The sequence below is a fragment of the Agarivorans sp. DSG3-1 genome, from assembly GCF_046774965.1.
Lineage (GTDB): Bacteria > Pseudomonadota > Gammaproteobacteria > Enterobacterales > Celerinatantimonadaceae > Agarivorans.
Genome location: NZ_CP177241.1, coordinates 3,922,062 through 3,939,717 on the forward strand (window position 1 = coordinate 3,922,062; position 17,656 = coordinate 3,939,717).

Sequence of the window (17,656 nt, forward strand, 5' to 3'; positions counted from 1 at the left end):
TTTAGCTTAAAAATCGTAATTGGCAGACAGAGAAAATAAACAGTTTACGTTAGTAGTATTCGCTTAACGCTTGACAGATATATAAAAACAACGCGAGTGAGAGCAACAGACAGGGTGTAAAGGAAGCCATGAAAAAAACAATGTACGAAAAGATCTGGGACGCGCATGTAGTCCACGAACCAAAAGGTAGCGCATCTATCCTTTTTGTTGATCGTCACCTCATGCACGAAGTAACTAGCCCGCAAGCCTTCGAAGGTTTACGCATTGCTAATCGCCCGGTTCGTAACCCACACAGCATTCTGGCTACAATGGACCACTGTGTTCCAACTAAAGCAGCCGACCGCGTAAGCTTGCCAGACCCAATTGGCAAAAAACAAATCGAAGTGATGGCGCAAAACTGTGCTGACAACAGCATTAACCTTTACGACATGAACAACGCCAACAATGGTGTGATTCATATTGTTGTACCTGAGCATGGCTTTGTACATCCAGGTATGGTGGTGTGTTGTGGTGATAGCCATACCGCTACTCACGGTGCCTTTGGCGCCCTAGCCTTTGGTATTGGTACTTCTGAAGTAGAGCACATCATGGCTACTCAGACCATCCAACAGCAAAAATCAAAAACCATGCTGGTTAAAGTAGATGGCGAACTTTCTGAATTCGCTACTGCTAAAGACATTGTTCTAGCTATTATTGGTAAAATTGGTACCGCAGGCGGTACTGGTTATGTTATCGAATTTGCCGGTAGCGCTATTGAAGCCCTTAGCATGGAAGGTCGTATGACCGTATGTAACATGGCTATTGAAGGCGGCGCACGTGCTGGCCTTATCGCTCCTGATCAAAAAACCTATGATTTCTTGAAAGGCAAAGAATTTGCCCCTCAAGGTGAGTACTGGGAACAAGCCGTTGCTTACTGGGAGTCACTAACCACTGATGAAGGCGCAGAGTACGACGCAGTAGTAGAATTAGCTGCCGCTGACATCGCTCCGCAAATCACTTGGGGTACTTCGCCTGAGCAAGTACTTCCAGTGGATCAAGCTATTCCAGATCCAGCCCAAATCGAAGACTCTATCAAGTCACTCGCCGCTAAAAGTGCCCTTAACTACATGGGCCTAGAAGCTGGCAAGAAAATGACCGATTTCCCAGTTGATGTGGTATTCGTAGGCTCTTGTACTAATGGTCGTATCGAAGACTTCCGTGCAGCCGCTGAAATGACCAAAGGCAAAAAAGTTGCCCAAGGCGTACAAGCTATTGCCGTACCAGGGTCTTACCCAGTAAAAGAACAAGCTGAGAAAGAAGGTTTGGATAAAATCTTCATTGATGCGGGTTGGGAATGGCGTGAGCCAGGTTGTTCAATGTGCTTAGCCATGAATGGTGATTACCTTCAACCTGAGCAACGTTGTGCTTCAACTTCAAACCGAAACTTCGAAGGACGTCAAGGTAAAGGGGGTCGTACCCACCTTGTATCACCAGCAATGGCTGCAGCCGCAGCCGTTGAAGGTAAGTTCGTCGATTTACGTAATTGGAAATAATGTAAACACATTGAGTTAATCGATGTGAGTTAAATTTTTGGAGTTAATGATGCAACCATATGAAAAACACAACTCTGTTGCTGCGGTAATGAACCGCAGTAACGTTGATACAGACCAAATCATTGCAAAGCAATTCTTGAAGAAAGTTGAGCGCACCGGTTTTGGTATCCACTTATTCCACGATTGGCGTTACCTAGAAGACGGTTCTGACAATCCAGAATTTGAGTTAAACCGCCCCGAGTTTAAAGGCGCAAAAATCCTAATCGCTGGTGATAACTTTGGTTGTGGTAGTTCACGTGAACACGCACCTTGGTCAATTGCCGATTACGGTTTTAACACCATTATTTCAACCAGTTACGCTGATATTTTCTTTAGCAACTGCTTTAAAAATGGCATATTGCCAATTAAAGTAGATGCCAAGACACTGCAAGCATTAATGGATGAAGTAGAAGCTGCACCAGGCATTTCAATTACTATCGATTTAGAGAATCAGGTAATTAACACCCCAGCGGGTAACAAAATTGCGTTTGATGTTGACCCATTCCGCAAAGAGACTTTATCTAAAGGTCTTGATGACATCGGTTGGACCTTGAAATTTGAAGATAAAATCGACGAATTTGAAGTGAAACACAAACAACAACTACCTTGGTTGTGGCCAAGCGCTTAGTTGTAGCTAGGCGCAGCTATCGCTGCGCCTGCTTTTAGCAATTTTCTTAACTGCGAGACATGGTTTATGGAGCAAAACCGCTCAATACAACTCATGGACACTACCCTTCGCGATGGCGAACAAACCCAAGGTGTGTCTTATTTCCCTCAGGAAAAAGTCAGCATAGGCAAAGCCCTACTCCAATCTCTAAAAGTTGATCGCATTGAAGTGGCATCTGCTCGCGTATCAGACGGCGAAAAATCTGCTGTACAGCAGCTTACCGATTGGGCAAAAGGCGCTGGCCATTTACAACAAATAGAAATTTTAGGTTTTGTTGATCACACCAAAAGCGTGGATTGGATTGTTGAATCCGGCGCGAAGATCATCAACCTACTTACCAAAGGCAGCCTTAATCACTGCACTAACCAACTGGGTAAAACGCTAGAACAACACATTGCCGACATTAAACAAACGGTAAGCTACGCACAACGCCAAGGTTTGAGTGTAAATGTGTATTTAGAAGATTGGTCAAACGGCTATGCTAACAGCCCTGACTATGTTTACGCCTTGGTAGAAGCGCTGAAAGACTTAGGCATTGAGCATTTTATGCTACCCGATACACTGGGCGTTATGGCGCCAAAAGAAGTATCAAGTAGCCTAAGCGATATGATTAGCCGCTTCCCAAACATAAAGTTTAATTTCCACCCACATAACGATTATGGTTTAGCCACCGCAAATGCTATGGCAGCGGCAGAAGCCGGTGTGGCTGCGTTGCATTGCACCATGAACTGTTTAGGTGAACGTGCGGGTAATGCCTCGCTAGCTGAAGTATCGGTTGTGCTCAAAGATAAACTCGGCTTCAAGCTTAATATTGATGAAAAAGAGATTCACAATATTGCTAAGCTAGTAGAGAGCTTTTCGGGCAAACGTTTAGCGGCCAATACGCCGATTGTCGGCGCCGATGTGTTTACCCAAACGGCCGGTATTCATGCCGACGGTGACCAAAAAGGCGGTTTATATATTACCGAGCTTAGCCCAGAGCGCTTTGGCCGAGAACGCAGTTACGCGTTAGGGAAAATGGCCGGTAAGGCTTCAATTATTAAAAACCTTGAAGCGATGGAGATAGAAATATCGCCAGAGAACCAGAAAAAGCTGTTGGATAAAATTGTTAAGCTAGGCGACCAAAAAGCCACTATTACCCCTAACGATTTGCCGTTTATTATTGCCGACATTATGGAAAGCAATGATTTCGCCCATATTGAGTTACTTAACTGCTCGATCACCAGCGGCTTAGATTTAGAATCCTCTGCCAATATTCGCCTGCGAATTGGTGATGAAGTCTATAAAAGCTCTGGCCACGGCAACGGTGGGTTTGATGCCTTTATGAAAGCGCTAGCCTATCCGCTTTCTGAAGCTGCTCTCACCATGCCTGAACTTCTTGATTACGAAGTACGTATTCCTCCAGGTGGTCAAGCAAATGCCTTAACAGAATGTGTGATTCAATGGGCTGATGACGCCAAGCAGTTCCATACTCGTGGGGTTAACTCAAACCAAGTATTTGCCGGTATTCAAGCGACCCTGCGCATGTTAAACGTAAGGTTACATCAACGCCAGCCTGCATAACATAAGGTTTCGGTTAACTAAGAAGGCGAGCACTGCTCGCCTTTTTTACGTCAAAACAATAGTGACACAGCCAAATCAATTGAACTCAACGGCATGAAAGTGTGGGTTGTCCATGAGTACTGTTAAACGTTTAATCGAGCTTAAATTTATTAAGCGCTCATCTTCGCCTACCAATACTTTTATACATTCCTCTTGTTCTGTATTTCTTTGTGTACCCAAGGCTTTACCTTGAATGGTCTCGCCGTTTACAAGCTCGAGCTTTATTGGAAAATGATACATGCATACTATTTCGATATAGTCATAATCTTGGCAAGAAATCATTTACGCCTCTTCATTTAGTGCTGTTAACAATACAACAGACCGCCAATCACTAGACTAGCTTACACGGGCTTACGTGTTACACTGCGCGCCTTATTAATTTGTGTTGCTAGCCACTATAATAGCAACAGCCCTCTTTGTTGACCTGAGAACTATCATGCCATTTTCCAAACTCGGATTAAGCACGCCAATTTTGCACGCTTTAGCAGAGCTAAACTACCAAACTCCAAGCCCTATTCAACAGCAGGCAATTCCCTTGGTATTAGCCGGAAAGAATGTAATGGGCGCTGCGCAAACAGGTACCGGTAAAACGGCCAGCTTTGTGTTACCTATCTTGGAAAAAATCAGCCAACAAGGTGAAGATTTACGCGGTAAACGAGTACGAGCATTAATACTCACTCCCACTCGTGAGTTAGCGCAGCAAGTAGAAAAAAACATTGTAGACTACGCCAAACACCTAGAAATAAGCTCGTTGGCGATGGTGGGTGGTGTTGATTCAGAACCTCAGAAACAAGCGCTAATTTACGGGATAGACATACTCGTGGCCACCCCTGGAAGGTTGTTAGATATGATGTACCAAAGAGCGGTACATTTTGACCAACTAGAAACCCTGGTGTTAGACGAAGCCGACCGCATGCTAGATATGGGCTTTATCGACGATATCACTAAAATCGTTGACCGCTTACCAGACAATCGCCAAAGCCTGCTGTTCTCGGCGACACTGTCAAAGCAAGTTAAAGCCTTAGCGAAAACCACCATTTACGATGCGGTAGAAATATCAGTAAGCAACAATATCGATAACGCTCCCAAAATCGACCAGTGCTTGATTACCGTTGACAAAGATAAAAAATCTGCGCTGCTAAGCCATATGATTAAGGAAAATGACTGGCAACAAGCGCTAATTTTCATTCAAACCAAACACGGTTCTGCTAAGTTAGTGAGTCAGTTAGAAAAACGAGGCATTGCCGCTGAGGCTTTTCATAGCGGCAGAAGCCAAGCGTCGAGAAACAAGCTACTAGAAAATTTTAAGGCTGGCGAAGTAAAGTTTGTAGTGGCCACAGGGATCGCTTCTCGCGGTATTGATATTGATGAACTGAGCCGCGTTGTAAACTACGATTTGCCAGACCAAGCCGATGACTACGTTCACCGTATTGGCAGAACAGGTCGAGCTGGTGCTCAAGGCGAAGCGATATCATTTGTTTCTAGAGATGACTTTAGAAATCTTTGCGCCATAGAAAGCCGTATTGGTCACTTAATCGAACGAAAAGAAGTCGAAGGCTTTGTACCGACTAAAGAGGTTCCGGTTTCTATTCTTAACTACAAACCTAAATCTAAGAAAGGTAATGGCCACTATAGAGCCACAAAGAAAAAGGATTAATATTCTTGATTAAGCAAAGTCTTCTCGTGGTCGCAACCATGAGAAGGCTGGCATAAACGCTTAAGCTCAACTTCCTGCATTTTCTGCGTGCTAATCATTTAACTTCACTCAGTTAGTGGCTCTGCAGCTCTATAACCAGAAACGCAACGGTCACACAGTCAGGTGTCGTTATTTACCTTTGCGCCTAAAAAGCCTGAGTTGTAAGCCAGCAAATTATAATCCGCTTGAATTTTGAACCACTACAAACGAACCGTTAGTCTTCCAGAATAACTGGTTTCACTTTTGCTCTGCCTAAGTCTTCAAAAAATGGACTTGGCCTGCCCTTCCCCGTAAGTTTCCACAGCAACAACTTAAGTACTGTTTTTACGACAATTTTACGCTGAGACAGACCTTGTAAGTGTTCAGGTAAGGGTGTTAAGGCTTGGTCAGAATGAACTGCACCTAAAGATTTTCCTAAGTTAAGGTCTGGTTGTTGCCCTTCTGCTACAAAGTCATGGAAAACACTAACAAACGGTAGCTTTATACTCACAGTATTAGCAATGGGCGTATTACAACAAGCACTATACCAACGGTAGATACCTTTTCTTTTTAACCTTAAACACGCTAGATGTTCAGCACCTTGGGTGATGCGTAAACTATTTGGAGCCACTTGGTATAGCTCTGTTCCACCGTACTCATTTAGAGTGTTTGAATCTGCTGACAAGTGATTGGCAAATCGGCGACAGTCTTTACAATAACACGCCATTCGGTTACAGCTATTGGCGCTGACTTGCTTAACTACACCTTCGATTTTGCCGCAATGACAGCGTAACGCTAAATCAATCACTAGAACTCCGTATTCCCTTTAGTCACAGCTTTGCTTGTATGGAAGCAGCTGTAAACATTGTTGTTTATATTGCGCCATCTGCATTCTTTCTTGCAAACAAAAATCTGCGATAGCGGCGGAAAAGTCACTTCTTTTTACATAGTGAGATGAATAAGTAGTGATGGGTTCAAAACCTCTTAACAGTTTGTGCTCTCCTTGTGTTCCAGGGTTAAAGCGTTTAATACCTCTTGATATCGCAAACTCAATCCCTTGGTAAAAGCACAGCTCAAAATGCAACATATCGGTTTGTTGCACGCTCCCCCAATAACGGCCATAAAGATTACTGTCATCAAAAAAGAATAAGGCTGAAGCGATAATTTGCTGATCTTTTTCGGCCACCACCAACAACATAGATTCACCCATGTTCTCGCAAAGCTGTTTAAAGAAAGCGAGAGACAAATAAGCCTGTTGGCCACGCTTTAAATAGGTGGCTTGGTAACACAGGTAAAAAGCGTCTAGTGCGGCTGAGTCTATATCGGCGCCAATTTTCCAGTGAATAGCATCTACATTTTGCTGAGCGCTTCGGCGCTCCTTATTGGTGTTTTTGCGTTTACGAGAAGTAAAGCTAGCCAAAAAATCGTTGAAATCTTGATAGCCTTTATTAAGCCATTCAAACTGCACTCCATGGCGGGTCATTAAACCAAGTTCTGCAAATTCATCGGCTAAGTCCTTACCAATAAAGTTGCAGTGCCAAGAGCTTAATTGCTGTTGCTCGCAAACGGTATAAACACTATCTACCCACTGCTTTATGAGCGATGCGTTAAGGTTTCTACCAAGGTGCTTATTGCTAGTTATAGGAGTAAAGGGCTGCATAGTGACCAGCTTAGGATAATACTCTACACCGTAACGCTGATAAGCGTCGGCCCACGCCCAATCAAATACATACTCACCATAACTGTGTTGCTTTATATAACTAGGGATCACTATTTGATGATCGGGCAACTCAATGTGATGTGGCTGCCAACCAGTGTTGCCGCCTACGCAAAGTTGCTCCTCAAGAGCGTCCAGAAAAATGGAATTACAAAAAGGTGAGCTAGCATCAAGAGACGATTTACAATCGCTCAGATTGCTATGAATACGAACCTGATGGATTTCACCTGCTTCTTTTAAACTTATTGTCACAAACTCACACTTGGCTACATATAAACAACCAAACTATAACAAAGCAGACCAGAACAACACCCGTTACAAGAAATAAAATCGGGGGCGTAAAGCCCCCAATAGCTAAGTGAACAGTGCTTTACTCTCTATCTTGGTCTAAATCACCATGGAAATGTCCATGATCACTATGACTAGGGGCAGCTTTTAACTTCGTGCCAATAGGTAAGTAAACTGCTGATGAGCTAAACCTCGCCTGCTGAACGACTGGTTCAGCAGGAAACAGCTCTTTTTTCATCGCATAATAGGTGGTCACATACGCCAATGCTTGAGTATTGATGTATGCTGCTTTAGCACTAACATTATTTAAGTCATCACACGCTTGGTGATAACAAGGATCGTAAGCTTGCTCAGCTTCACCACCAAATGCTTCGGCTTCAGCTACGCTTTTTACGCGTTCCGCTCCGGTGAACAAGCCACCAAATGCTACCCCCCAATCTGCAAAACCTGCGTAGTCTGAACGTTTAGACAGCGCTTGCGGTACCGTTTGTTCAGACTGTTCACTAAAAAAGCGGTTGAAGACAGACTCTATGTTTGAGGTACCAACAGGTGGAGTAAAGTCGCCAGTATAAGCATTATCAGGGCTATCTTTGGTGTCAGACAAATCCCCGTCCATTACACCAAATACATAGTTTGGCGAGCCAATCATATCGAAGTTCAAATAGAGTTTAATGTGATTAAGCTGGTTGTAACGTTGATCAACCAATGCATTTTGCTCTGGGCTTAATTCACTCACATCACCTAAGCCTAGCTCAGACAATATTTGCTGTTGAGCGGTATTATAAAGGGGAGCAAACAAGTCGTTAGTATAATACTCAGACCCAACTAAGCCAGCCTCTTCTGCGGCCCACCAAGCAAATCGAACTTTGTTCTTTAGCAAATGGTCATATTTGGCTAAGCGCGTTGCGTATTCTAATAAACCCACACTACCCGAACCATTATCGTTAATACCCGGACCTACTGCAACGGAGTCTAAGTGAGCGCCTAACATCACCACTTGCTCGGCGTCACCTCTTTTAGTTTCAGCGATAATGTTTTCGGTGACGATCATGTTGTCATCCGTAGATATGGTCAGCTCCCCTGTCACCGTCCCCACTAAACTCGCTTGATACCATTGCTCACCAAGGTCAAACGTTACCCCAAAGGCTGGAATAACCGCCTCACTATCACTTCCCAAGGTGCCATTTACAACGGCAGTACGCCCTTCATCATTGCCTTGATTAAATATAAGTGCAGCGAGTGCGCCCGCTTGCTGGGCATTCACTACTTTTTGGTTAAAACTACAGCCACCTCGTTGAATAACTGCTATTTTTCCTGTTAGTTCTAAGCCATCAAAGTCACTCACTTCGCAGCCATCGGTACTGTCATAATCGTCGGCGTCAAAGCGAAAATCAGGGCTAACAAATGCGATATCAGCCATCACTTTTCCAGTTGAGCTCGCAGAGTAAGACATCGCTGCGTAATCAGCCGTTTCACCTTCGGCAATGTCAGAAATCCCTAATAAGTTTACTCCATCAACTTGCACCGCTGAGCCCGGTAGTTCCTCCCAACTCCTAAAGTCGAAGCTTTGCAATACCACTTGGTAACCTAGCGCTTCCATCTTGCCCACAATAAACTCTACAGAAGAACTATAGCCCTCACTGCCAGCTACTCGAGTAATTGAGTTTCCATCGGTAGTGGCTGAAGATAAGCCCTCTAAGCTGGCTAAATGATCTAGAATTGACGCTTGAGAAATTGACTTACTAAGCAGTTCTGCACCTAACGTCGCTTTCTGCTCTTCTGAACAAGCACTTATCAAACCCGCTGAAAGTGCAAGTAATAAAGTGACTTTTAATGTTCGCTTGTACCTATGCATTATGATTCCCTTTTAGTGTTCTATTAGATAACTCAGACAAGCTTCCCGCCTACCCTAATAGCAAAATAAACCAACAATTTGTTAAAAATAAGCATTTGCAATCGCAAACCCTCAACAAGATCCTAACAAATAATTAACTGGAGGAAATTTTGTAGTTTTTTGTATAAGAGACCATTATTGATATTATTGACTATAAGAGTGATAAAATTAGCATCATGGGCTAGGTTAAGACAAATTCAACAATTTTAGACTCGACGATTTACACGAATCGCAACATAACAAGCTAAGATGCATTTGAAATGCAGAGCAAAAACAAAGTTAAAGTAGGTTGATGGCATTTAAAATAAATAGGATAAGGTTTACATTTCGAGGGACATATTCTGCCTACAAAACATAAAACGCTTTAAACGAGGGTTAGTTCAACCATCTGTAAACTGATATGAATAAAGTTGAAATTGCAAAAATGGTAACAAGCCTGTTCACCACAATACTTATTAACATGGCTAATTTCATTGAGTTATCTTTAGGCAACAACAGCCACTAATCCAGATAGTTACAAGGCTAATTTAGGAGTACTTGAATACTCAACCGCAGGAGAAGAACACTGACGACCTTCCTGAGCTTGCCATTCTGTTAGCCATAATAAAAACTCATCAGCCGGTAAGGCTTTGGCGTACAAGTAGCCTTGAGCAAGCTCGCAACCTAAACTGAGTAACTTGTTTTGCTGCGCTTCAGACTCCACACCTTCTGCGATAACCGGTAAAGAAAAGACTTTGGCTAAGCTAATAATGCCTTGAATCATGCGTAAGTCTTTAGGGTCATTCAACTCGTCCCGAACAAAGCTACGGTCAATTTTAATCAACTCTGCGGGCAAGCTTTGTAAATACGTGAGTGACGAAAAGCCGGTACCAAAATCATCTAAGGCAAAGCTCACGCCCATCTTCTGACATTGCGTTATGGTTTCCGCTACCTTCTGCAGATCATCTAAAATGCCAGTTTCGGTAATTTCTAACTGTAAACAATTTGGGTTAACTCTTGGATATTTAGCCAGTCGCTGTTGCAAGCGTTCAGCAAAATTAGATTGTTGAATATGTAATGCACCAATATTAATGCTCAACTTAAAACGACAGTTTGTTAGCTGCCAGCGCTGTAATTGCGCCAAGGCAGTGTCGATAACCCATTCCCCCAAATCAATGCTTAGGCTGTGCTCTTCAATAGCATCTAAGAAGCTCATCGGAGAGAGCAAGCCCTTACTAGGATGCAGCCAACGTAACAACGCTTCAGCGCCTATTACTTGGCCAGTCTTAATATTCACTTGAGGCTGATAAAATAGCTGGAGTTGCTGATTATTTAGTGCATAAGCAAACGCTTTACGCTTAGCGTAGGAACACTTAATCGCCTTGGCACTTTCGCTATTAAAAATGGAGTAGCAATTTTTACCTGCTAATTTAGCTTGGTACAGCGCTTGGTCAGCTTGGCGAATTAACTGTTCAGGTGCTAACTCTTCATGATGATTATCGGGGTAAAAAGTGAGGCCCACACTGGCAGAAGTAATTAACTCTATACCATTGAGGGTAATCGGCTTTACGCAGTTTTCCAGAATACGGTCAACTAATGTCAAACAGGCTTGCTGCTCGGTAGCACTGCAAAGTACTACTACAAATTCATCACCACCAAAACGCGCGATGGTGTCTTCAGCTCGGACGCAAGCTTTTAGCTGGGCGGCTAACTGTTCCAGTAAGCGGTCTCCGACATCGTGGCCAAGTTCGTCATTCACTCGCTTAAAATCATCGAGATCTAACATCATAACTGCAATTTGAGTATGGTTGCGCTGTGCGCGAGCTACTGCAAGGCTAAGTCGGTCTTCAAGTAACAATCGATTGGGTAATTTTGTAAGGGGGTCGTGAGTAGCTTGATACGCTAATTGCCGTTCGCGCTTGTCTCTAAGTTTTGCTTCTTGTAAGGCTTCTATCCATCTACGTGCCAACACCCATACCAAAAATACCGGTGATAACAGCAGCATAATGATTAGTTCGTCTAACTCCCAGCTTTCATGAGCACGCGAGAAGTTATATATAGATTCAAACGCTTCGAAACGCGCTAACATAAAGCCTAAGGTTAAAATAGCCACTAAAGCGAAGATTAGTTCGGCCAATACCTTTAAATTTAACTTACTAGTTTGTCTATCCAAACTCAGTCCCTTGAGCTTTCATCCTAAATCGCAAAACGCGTTTTGGATCTATCATCAAGTATGATGTAGAAGCATTAGCAAAAATGACTTTGTGATTAATGTCATATAATTATAAAGTTAAAGTCTATTGCTTTAGGCTAAAGCTTACAAGCCTTAATAAGTAATCACACAAAATAAAAATCTATAATAATGATTAACTTAAGCTCGCCTCACTACTTTATCAGTTTAATCCCCTACCCACTTTACAAGCTCATCCTCAGTTGGCACCTCAAATTTTTGCCAAAATTGAGTCATCATTTCAGGCGTCTTTTGTAGGCGTGTTGGCCACAATCCCCTTTTCGCAAGTAAGCTCGTTCGCAACACCTTGCAAAGCTTACATTCAAATAGTGTATCTCATAATCAATAGCGAGTGATTCAACCCACTGCACCATTTGTTCACGGTCAATACGTCGCCATAAACCGCTATCTAGAACAACTGAATTGCCTAGCTTGATAAGATCAACGGCCGATTATTGAAAAAGGCGAGTAAGCGTGGCGATACGATTATCGAAGACTTTCGCTCCCTATGCTCACCAAATAATGGGGGCATCCATTCAACATAGTAAAACGAAAAGCGAGTAATTGATCAGCCAGTATTTTTGCGTAGATGGTTTCCCCGAACCAATAAAACCACATATAAAATACAACTTTGCCTTTAGAATCCTTAGTTAACATGACGAGTTACACTTCGATAAACTTATCAAAGCGGCTATCCATACACGCACTGATATCTGTAGTAATAAACTGGCCATCATAATACAAGCTAAAAATAGTCGCTGGTGTTGGGCTAGCTTGAGCCTGCTCCGAGCTAGTAAATTTAACTAAGTGCAAAGTAATGTTTCGCTTTTTACAACTTTCTTGTAGCGATTGGGTAACGTGATATTCAGCAAAGGGACAGCGATTAGAATAGTAAGCTACACATGTCTTTTCCTGCTGGTTTAAAGAGGGAGACTTAACATTTTCCTTAAAACAAGGCGGTTTATGGTTACGCTTAGAATTGATATCAAGCGCAAGCAATACAAAGCCGTTTGGCGCCTCGTCTACCACTCTAAAGCCCTGCCGAAGTAACCACTTAGTATCACTCAAAAAATGATACTTTTTACGCCCTCCCACAGTGACTAAACCGGCTTTATCTTGTTGCTTTGCGGCACTAAGGGCAGACGCCAATAAGCGTTTACCATGGCCTTGTTTCTTATATTTACCAGACACCCAAAAGCAAGCTAAGGCCAAATAATCGTCTGCTTCAATCGGCAACCAAGCGTTTTCAGCAGGTTGATATTCAATGAATACCTTAGCCCGTTCATCGAGTCGCTCAAATACCAATCCATGATCGAACTGCTCCCTTAGCCATGCTTTTTTTGCTAGGTAACTTTCTGTACACTTTTTATCCGAAAAGCCGCAGCAGATATGTTCATCAGCAATATTTTCGGCATTAAGTTGTATATAGTCCATAAACTAGCACTCCAAGTAGGATCGGGCCCTACTCTAGCAGCCAAATTGATGTGGGTACTGACACTGCACAATCAGTTGCTACTACTCATCAACTAGGGATCGGAAACACAAGATACAGGACGCGCTTGGGTTGCCGCTGAAGCAGCCTGTTGACCATCCCAAAGAGCTTTGAATTGAAACCCTGCGCCTCCAGGGGTATCCGTCCAATAACCGTAAAATATAGACCAACCATCCACAATATATAACTTATCTTGGGTAACATTGTTATGGTCATCGTAGAAATCATTTAACTCTGATACTGATGTTTGTCGCCAATTGTTTTTTGAATTAAATGCCAAGGTATTTAAATCTGCACAGTAGCGAGCATATTGACTTAAGCCACTGCCAGATTGTTTCATTCTTGCAAACTCCCCTATAGGGCTATAAATCCCTGAGCGGTCGTAAGTATTAGAATAAGTAGTCCCGGTATTATTTACACTATTGTCTATGGTATAACCCATAGTATTCAGCACCGCCAGACTCGGTGTATTGGTAAACTGTCGATTAAGTGCAGTACCACTCAAACCCAGTGTAACCTTTATACAAGGTCCCGCAGATGAATCCAGTCCACATTCGGGTACTGCGGCTGTAGCTTCTAAGCTACTTGTTGAGCTACTGACGCCACCTTGACTTGCTGATATGTCAACATTGCCTGAAGCCAAAGCGGTTGCCGTACCAGATACAATACTAACCAAGCCGGTATTGCTACTTAGCCAAACCACTGAAGAGCTCACATCGACAGTGGAACCATCAGAGTAAGTCCCCATCGCAATGTAAGTACTGGAGCGTGATACAACCAAAATGTCCGTTAATGCCTCAACACTAATAGAAACAAGCTCCGCGGCTGTAACCGTTAAATTGACATCATCACTACTAATACCATTTAAGTTTGCGCTTATAGTGGTACTTCCCTCTATAACGCCCGTGGTTAAACCATTGACAATAGTAGCAACGCTTACATTACTGCTATTCCAAGATACTGTTGAACTTAAGTCTATGGAACTATTGTCGGTATAAACACCCATTGCCACGTAAGATTTGGTATTACCTTTTGCTATGCTACTAGCCGCAGCAGGCGTAATGGAAATGCTCAGCAACTCTTCTGCGGTCACTGTTAAATTGGCCGTATTGCTTGCAATGCCATTTAAACTGGCGGTAATAGCACTGTTGCCTGTGGCAACAGTATTCACCATCCCACCTACTACTGTGGCGATGTGAGAGTCACTGCTGTTCCAAGACACGACGCCACTAATATCTTGGGTACTATTGTCGGTATAAATACCTGTGGCAACATAGGCTTGAGTTAAGCCTTTAGCGATACTGCTTGAAGGTGGAGTAATTTGAATGCCAATTAACTCTTCTGCGGTCACTGTTAAATTGGCTGTATTGCTTGCAATGCCATTTAAACTAGCACTAATAACGCTGTTACCTGTTTCTGTCGCGCTAGCAGATCCTGCGACAATAGTCGCAATATCAATATCACTGCTGCTCCAAGACACGATTCCGCTGATATCTTGAGTGCTATTATCAGTAAACGTTCCCGTAGCGAAGTAAGTTTGCGTTAAGCCTTTTGCAATAGTGCTTATAGGTGGAGTAATTTGAATACTTACGAGTTCTGCATCTGTTACAACTAAACTAGCGGTATTGCTCATTACATCACTTAGGCTAGCACTAATAACACTGCTACCGGCAGTTAAGCCTGTCGCCAAACTATTAACAATAGTGGTTATACTCGGATCACTGCTACTCCAAGACACTAATGTACTTATGTCTTGAGTACTATTGTCTGTATAAGTGCCAGTGGCAACATAGGCTTGGGTTAAGCCTTTAGCAATACTGCTTGAAGGTGGAGTAATTTGGATACGCGTTAGCTCGGCGTTTGTTACGGCTAAATCAACTGAATTACTGATAATATCACCTAAGCGGGCACTAATAATACTGTTACCAGCCGCTAACCCAGAGGCCAAACCCTTATCAACGCTTGCTATGCTTAATTCGCTGCTAATCCAAGATACCTGCTCGCTAATATCTTGGGTACTGCTGTCTGTGTATGTACCTATTGCGGTATAGCGATTAGTTGTACCTTTAGCAATTGATAAAACAACGCTACTAACTTGAATAGACACCAATTCAGCCGACGTCACCTCAACTTGGCTTTCGTTGCTTTCCAAATTGCCTAATGACACATTTAACGTAACCACACCTGGGCTTAGCGCTGCCAGTACTCCATTGCTAAGCGCAGCGATTCCGGCATGACTAAAAAACCAATCCACGGAATCAGTAACATTCATAACGCTATCGTCACTAAAAGTCGCTAGAGCTTGGTAGTTGCGCGTTATTCCTGATGGTAAAACCAGTGATGCTGGTGTCAATTGCAACTTAGTGGGAATAGCGGCGCTTACTTCTAGCTCTAGAACATTACTTCGAAAACCCTTCAATTCAGCAAAAACCACTGCTTGTCCTAGATCCTCCCCAACAATCTTGTTGCCATCAAAAACCACAACATTTCGGTCGCCACTAAACCATTCGACCTCTTCGGTAACATCTTTAATAGAGCCGTTATAAAGCGTAGCGGTAGCTACAATAGCCTGACGAAAACCTTTTGGTATTGAGTCCGATATTGAACTGCCTTCCTCTACCACCAGCGAGATTTGCAGTTTAGCGACATTTAGGTTGCCTGTAGTCTCAAAAATACAAGCATTAAGCGATGCAACAACGAAAAGCATGGCACAGTAAAACAAAAACTTGTTCATATACTTTGGCTTAATGATGAAAACATAAATTGATACTAGAACAATAAAATTAAAGCATCAATAAACAAACAAAATCGACGTTTAAACAAAAGCTTATACTAAAATTAGCGATATAAAACACTGGCTAACCAGCCCCTTAAAAAAGATTTTTTAAACAGCTACGCAAGCAAAAAAAAGCCCTTGCAGAATGCTCTGCAAGGGCCGTTTAAAACAAGATGCCAAACTAGCTTAAATCAATCGCTTTAACTAGCTCTGCAATTGCATCCCAGTTTTGTTCTTTGATTAAGTTTGCCGGTACCATCCACGTTCCGCCACAGGCTAAAACGGCATTAATACTGAGATAATCATTAATGTTTTTAACTGATACACCGCCGGTCGGCATAAATTTAACCGGATAAACCGCACTTAAGGCTTTTAACATACCTACACCGCCAGAAGGCTCAGCTGGGAAAAACTTCAAGGTGTCTAAACCCATTTCCATTGCTTGCTCAACCAACGATGGATTGTTAACACCAGGAATAATTGGCATATTGCGTTGCTGACAGTAGCGAACAGTAGTTGGGTTAAAACCAGGGCTTACTACAAAATCAACGCCAGCATCAATAGCTTGGTCTACTTGCGCGCTAGTCAATACCGTACCTGCGCCAATTAGCATGTCTGGGTAAGCTTCACGCATATTAGCAATAGCTTGCGCTGCAGCAGGCGTTCTAAAGGTAATTTCGGCACATGGCAAACCATTTTCTACCAATACTTTTGCCAATGGCACTGCATCATCAGCGTTATCAATAGCGATAACAGGAATTACTTTAAGCGCTTGAAGTTGTTCATTTAAGTTCATGTTTTGTTCCTAGTTCTTATACCGCATCTGCGGTAAATAATAGCTGAATCTTTGGCATATGCGCAGCGTCAATTACCGCACCTTTATGCTGAATAACGGTACCTGCCACTTTGTGGCCAGTTAACGCAGCTTGCTCGGTGTTTGCACCGTGTAAACGTGCAACAAGGTACCCTGCGGCGAATGAGTCACCCGCAGCATTAGTATCAACCACGTTAGTTACTTTGGTTGCAGGCACACTAATTGCGCCATCTTCGGTCACAATCAAGCAGTCTTTGCTACCGCGTTTAATGACCAGCTCACTAACACCTAAAGCTAAAGTGCGCTCTATGCACTGCTCTATATTCTCATCACCGTAAATTTCTTGCTCATCATCAAAGGTAAGCATGGCGGTATGAGTACAAGCTAATACTTTTGCGTAAGCTTCAATTGCTTGTTGCTTGCTCTGCCATAATGCTGGGCGAAAGTTATTATCAAAAACAACTTTAGCCCCATTGGTTTTGCACTGAGCTAATACTTGGAAGAGTTTTTCACGAGATGCTTCAGGTAACACTGCGATGCTAATGCCAGATAAGTACACTACATCGTAGCTGCTTAGCTCCGCCAATAGCTCTTCGCTAGCTCTGTCTAACCAAAATTTTGCCGCTGAATCGTTACGCCAATACAAAAAGCTACGCTCACCGGTTTCGTCTACCTGCACCATGTACATGCCCGGTATCTTATCGTCTAGTTGCTGCACTAAGTGGGTATCAATATTTTCAGCATGCCAAGTAGCGATCATTTGCTCGCTCAAGTTATCGCTACCTAATGCAGTAACATAACTTGCTTTGGCTTTTTCACTAATCCGTGAAAAGTAAACAGCAGTATTTAATGTGTCGCCACCAAAGCTCTGACGAAGGCCTTGCTTTTGCTGCTGTAGTTCTACCATGCATTCGCCGATAAAGGCGACTTTTAACTCAGTCATGAATGTTT

General features: G+C 43.0%; 13 protein-coding genes. 4 read left to right on the forward strand and 9 right to left on the reverse strand.

The genetic code is table 11. The features are described 5' to 3' along the window. Positions 1-128: 128 nt before the first annotated feature. From leuC to ACLD71_RS18230, 3 genes are all read left to right on the forward strand, one after another. Entirely contained in the window at positions 129-1,532 is a 1,404-nt protein-coding gene (gene leuC, locus ACLD71_RS18220; protein ID WP_137674657.1) for a 3-isopropylmalate dehydratase large subunit, read from the forward strand. Positions 1,533-1,581: 49 nt separating this feature from the next. After that, positions 1,582-2,199, forward strand: a complete 618-nt coding sequence (leuD, locus tag ACLD71_RS18225) for a 3-isopropylmalate dehydratase small subunit (RefSeq protein WP_411994880.1) — start codon at positions 1,582-1,584, stop codon at positions 2,197-2,199. Positions 2,200-2,292: 93 nt separating this feature from the next. Next, a complete protein-coding gene (locus tag ACLD71_RS18230) occupies positions 2,293-3,801 on the forward strand; it encodes an alpha-isopropylmalate synthase regulatory domain-containing protein (RefSeq protein WP_235836250.1) in 1,509 nt (502 codons plus the stop codon). A 75-nt stretch (positions 3,802-3,876) separates the two neighbouring features. On the opposite strand, the gene ACLD71_RS18235 is transcribed toward ACLD71_RS18230, so the two are convergent. Further along, entirely contained in the window at positions 3,877-4,122 is a 246-nt protein-coding gene (locus tag ACLD71_RS18235; protein ID WP_411991572.1) for a Rho-binding antiterminator, read from the reverse strand. Positions 4,123-4,276: 154 nt separating this feature from the next. Here ACLD71_RS18235 and ACLD71_RS18240 point away from each other — a divergent pair, with 154 nt between their 5' ends. Beyond that, positions 4,277-5,497 carry a DEAD/DEAH box helicase gene (locus ACLD71_RS18240; RefSeq protein WP_137674660.1) on the forward strand — a complete coding sequence of 407 codons (1,221 nt, stop codon included), beginning with the start codon at positions 4,277-4,279 and terminating at the stop codon, positions 5,495-5,497. A gap of 253 nt (positions 5,498-5,750) precedes the next feature. Here ACLD71_RS18240 and ACLD71_RS18245 read toward each other — a convergent pair whose 3' ends face one another. The 8 genes from ACLD71_RS18245 to ACLD71_RS18280 all read right to left on the reverse strand — a co-directional run bounded on the left by ACLD71_RS18245 (position 5,751) and on the right by ACLD71_RS18280 (position 17,648). Further along, positions 5,751-6,323 (reverse strand): DUF6151 family protein, encoded by a 573-nt coding sequence (locus ACLD71_RS18245; protein ID WP_411991573.1) that lies wholly within the window; start codon positions 6,321-6,323, stop codon positions 5,751-5,753. A gap of 18 nt (positions 6,324-6,341) precedes the next feature. Further along, on the reverse strand, positions 6,342-7,484 hold the full coding sequence (locus ACLD71_RS18250) for a GNAT family N-acetyltransferase (RefSeq protein ID WP_411991574.1): 1,143 nt from the start codon (positions 7,482-7,484) through the stop codon (positions 6,342-6,344). Between the two features lie 118 nt (positions 7,485-7,602). Further along, positions 7,603-9,375, reverse strand: coding sequence for a M28 family peptidase (locus ACLD71_RS18255; protein WP_137674663.1), 1,773 nt, complete (start codon positions 9,373-9,375; stop codon positions 7,603-7,605). 553 nt (positions 9,376-9,928) lie between these two features. Further along, entirely contained in the window at positions 9,929-11,566 is a 1,638-nt protein-coding gene (locus ACLD71_RS18260; RefSeq protein ID WP_411991575.1) for a putative bifunctional diguanylate cyclase/phosphodiesterase, read from the reverse strand. Between the two features lie 720 nt (positions 11,567-12,286). Beyond that, entirely contained in the window at positions 12,287-13,057 is a 771-nt protein-coding gene (locus ACLD71_RS18265; protein ID WP_137674665.1) for an N-acetyltransferase, read from the reverse strand. A 92-nt stretch (positions 13,058-13,149) separates the two neighbouring features. Further along, positions 13,150-15,849: an Ig-like domain-containing protein gene (locus ACLD71_RS18270; RefSeq protein ID WP_411991576.1), complete on the reverse strand. Its 2,700-nt coding sequence runs from the start codon at positions 15,847-15,849 to the stop codon at positions 13,150-13,152. A 223-nt stretch (positions 15,850-16,072) separates the two neighbouring features. Next, complete coding sequence (locus tag ACLD71_RS18275; protein WP_411991577.1) at positions 16,073-16,687, reverse strand: bifunctional 4-hydroxy-2-oxoglutarate aldolase/2-dehydro-3-deoxy-phosphogluconate aldolase; 615 nt, start codon at positions 16,685-16,687, stop codon at positions 16,073-16,075. Positions 16,688-16,703: 16 nt separating this feature from the next. Continuing rightward, positions 16,704-17,648: a sugar kinase gene (locus tag ACLD71_RS18280; RefSeq protein ID WP_411991578.1), complete on the reverse strand. Its 945-nt coding sequence runs from the start codon at positions 17,646-17,648 to the stop codon at positions 16,704-16,706. Between the last annotated feature and the right edge of the window lie 8 nt (positions 17,649-17,656).

Bases quoted from the DNA above. Each gene is read 5' to 3' on its own strand.
- leuC (WP_137674657.1), top strand. From the start codon at position 129: ATGAAAAAAACAATGTACGAAAAGATCTGGGACGCGCATGTAGTCCAC.
- leuD (WP_411994880.1), top strand. From the start codon at position 1,582: ATGCAACCATATGAAAAACACAACTCTGTTGCTGCGGTAATGAACCGC.
- ACLD71_RS18230 (WP_235836250.1), top strand. From the start codon at position 2,293: ATGGACACTACCCTTCGCGATGGCGAACAAACCCAAGGTGTGTCTTAT.
- ACLD71_RS18235 (WP_411991572.1), bottom strand. From the start codon at position 4,122: ATGATTTCTTGCCAAGATTATGACTATATCGAAATAGTATGCATGTAT.
- ACLD71_RS18240 (WP_137674660.1), top strand. From the start codon at position 4,277: ATGCCATTTTCCAAACTCGGATTAAGCACGCCAATTTTGCACGCTTTA.
- ACLD71_RS18255 (WP_137674663.1), bottom strand. From the start codon at position 9,375: ATGCATAGGTACAAGCGAACATTAAAAGTCACTTTATTACTTGCACTT.
- ACLD71_RS18265 (WP_137674665.1), bottom strand. From the start codon at position 13,057: ATGGACTATATACAACTTAATGCCGAAAATATTGCTGATGAACATATC.
- ACLD71_RS18270 (WP_411991576.1), bottom strand. From the start codon at position 15,849: ATGAACAAGTTTTTGTTTTACTGTGCCATGCTTTTCGTTGTTGCATCG.
- ACLD71_RS18275 (WP_411991577.1), bottom strand. From the start codon at position 16,687: ATGAACTTAAATGAACAACTTCAAGCGCTTAAAGTAATTCCTGTTATC.
- ACLD71_RS18280 (WP_411991578.1), bottom strand. From the start codon at position 17,648: ATGACTGAGTTAAAAGTCGCCTTTATCGGCGAATGCATGGTAGAACTA.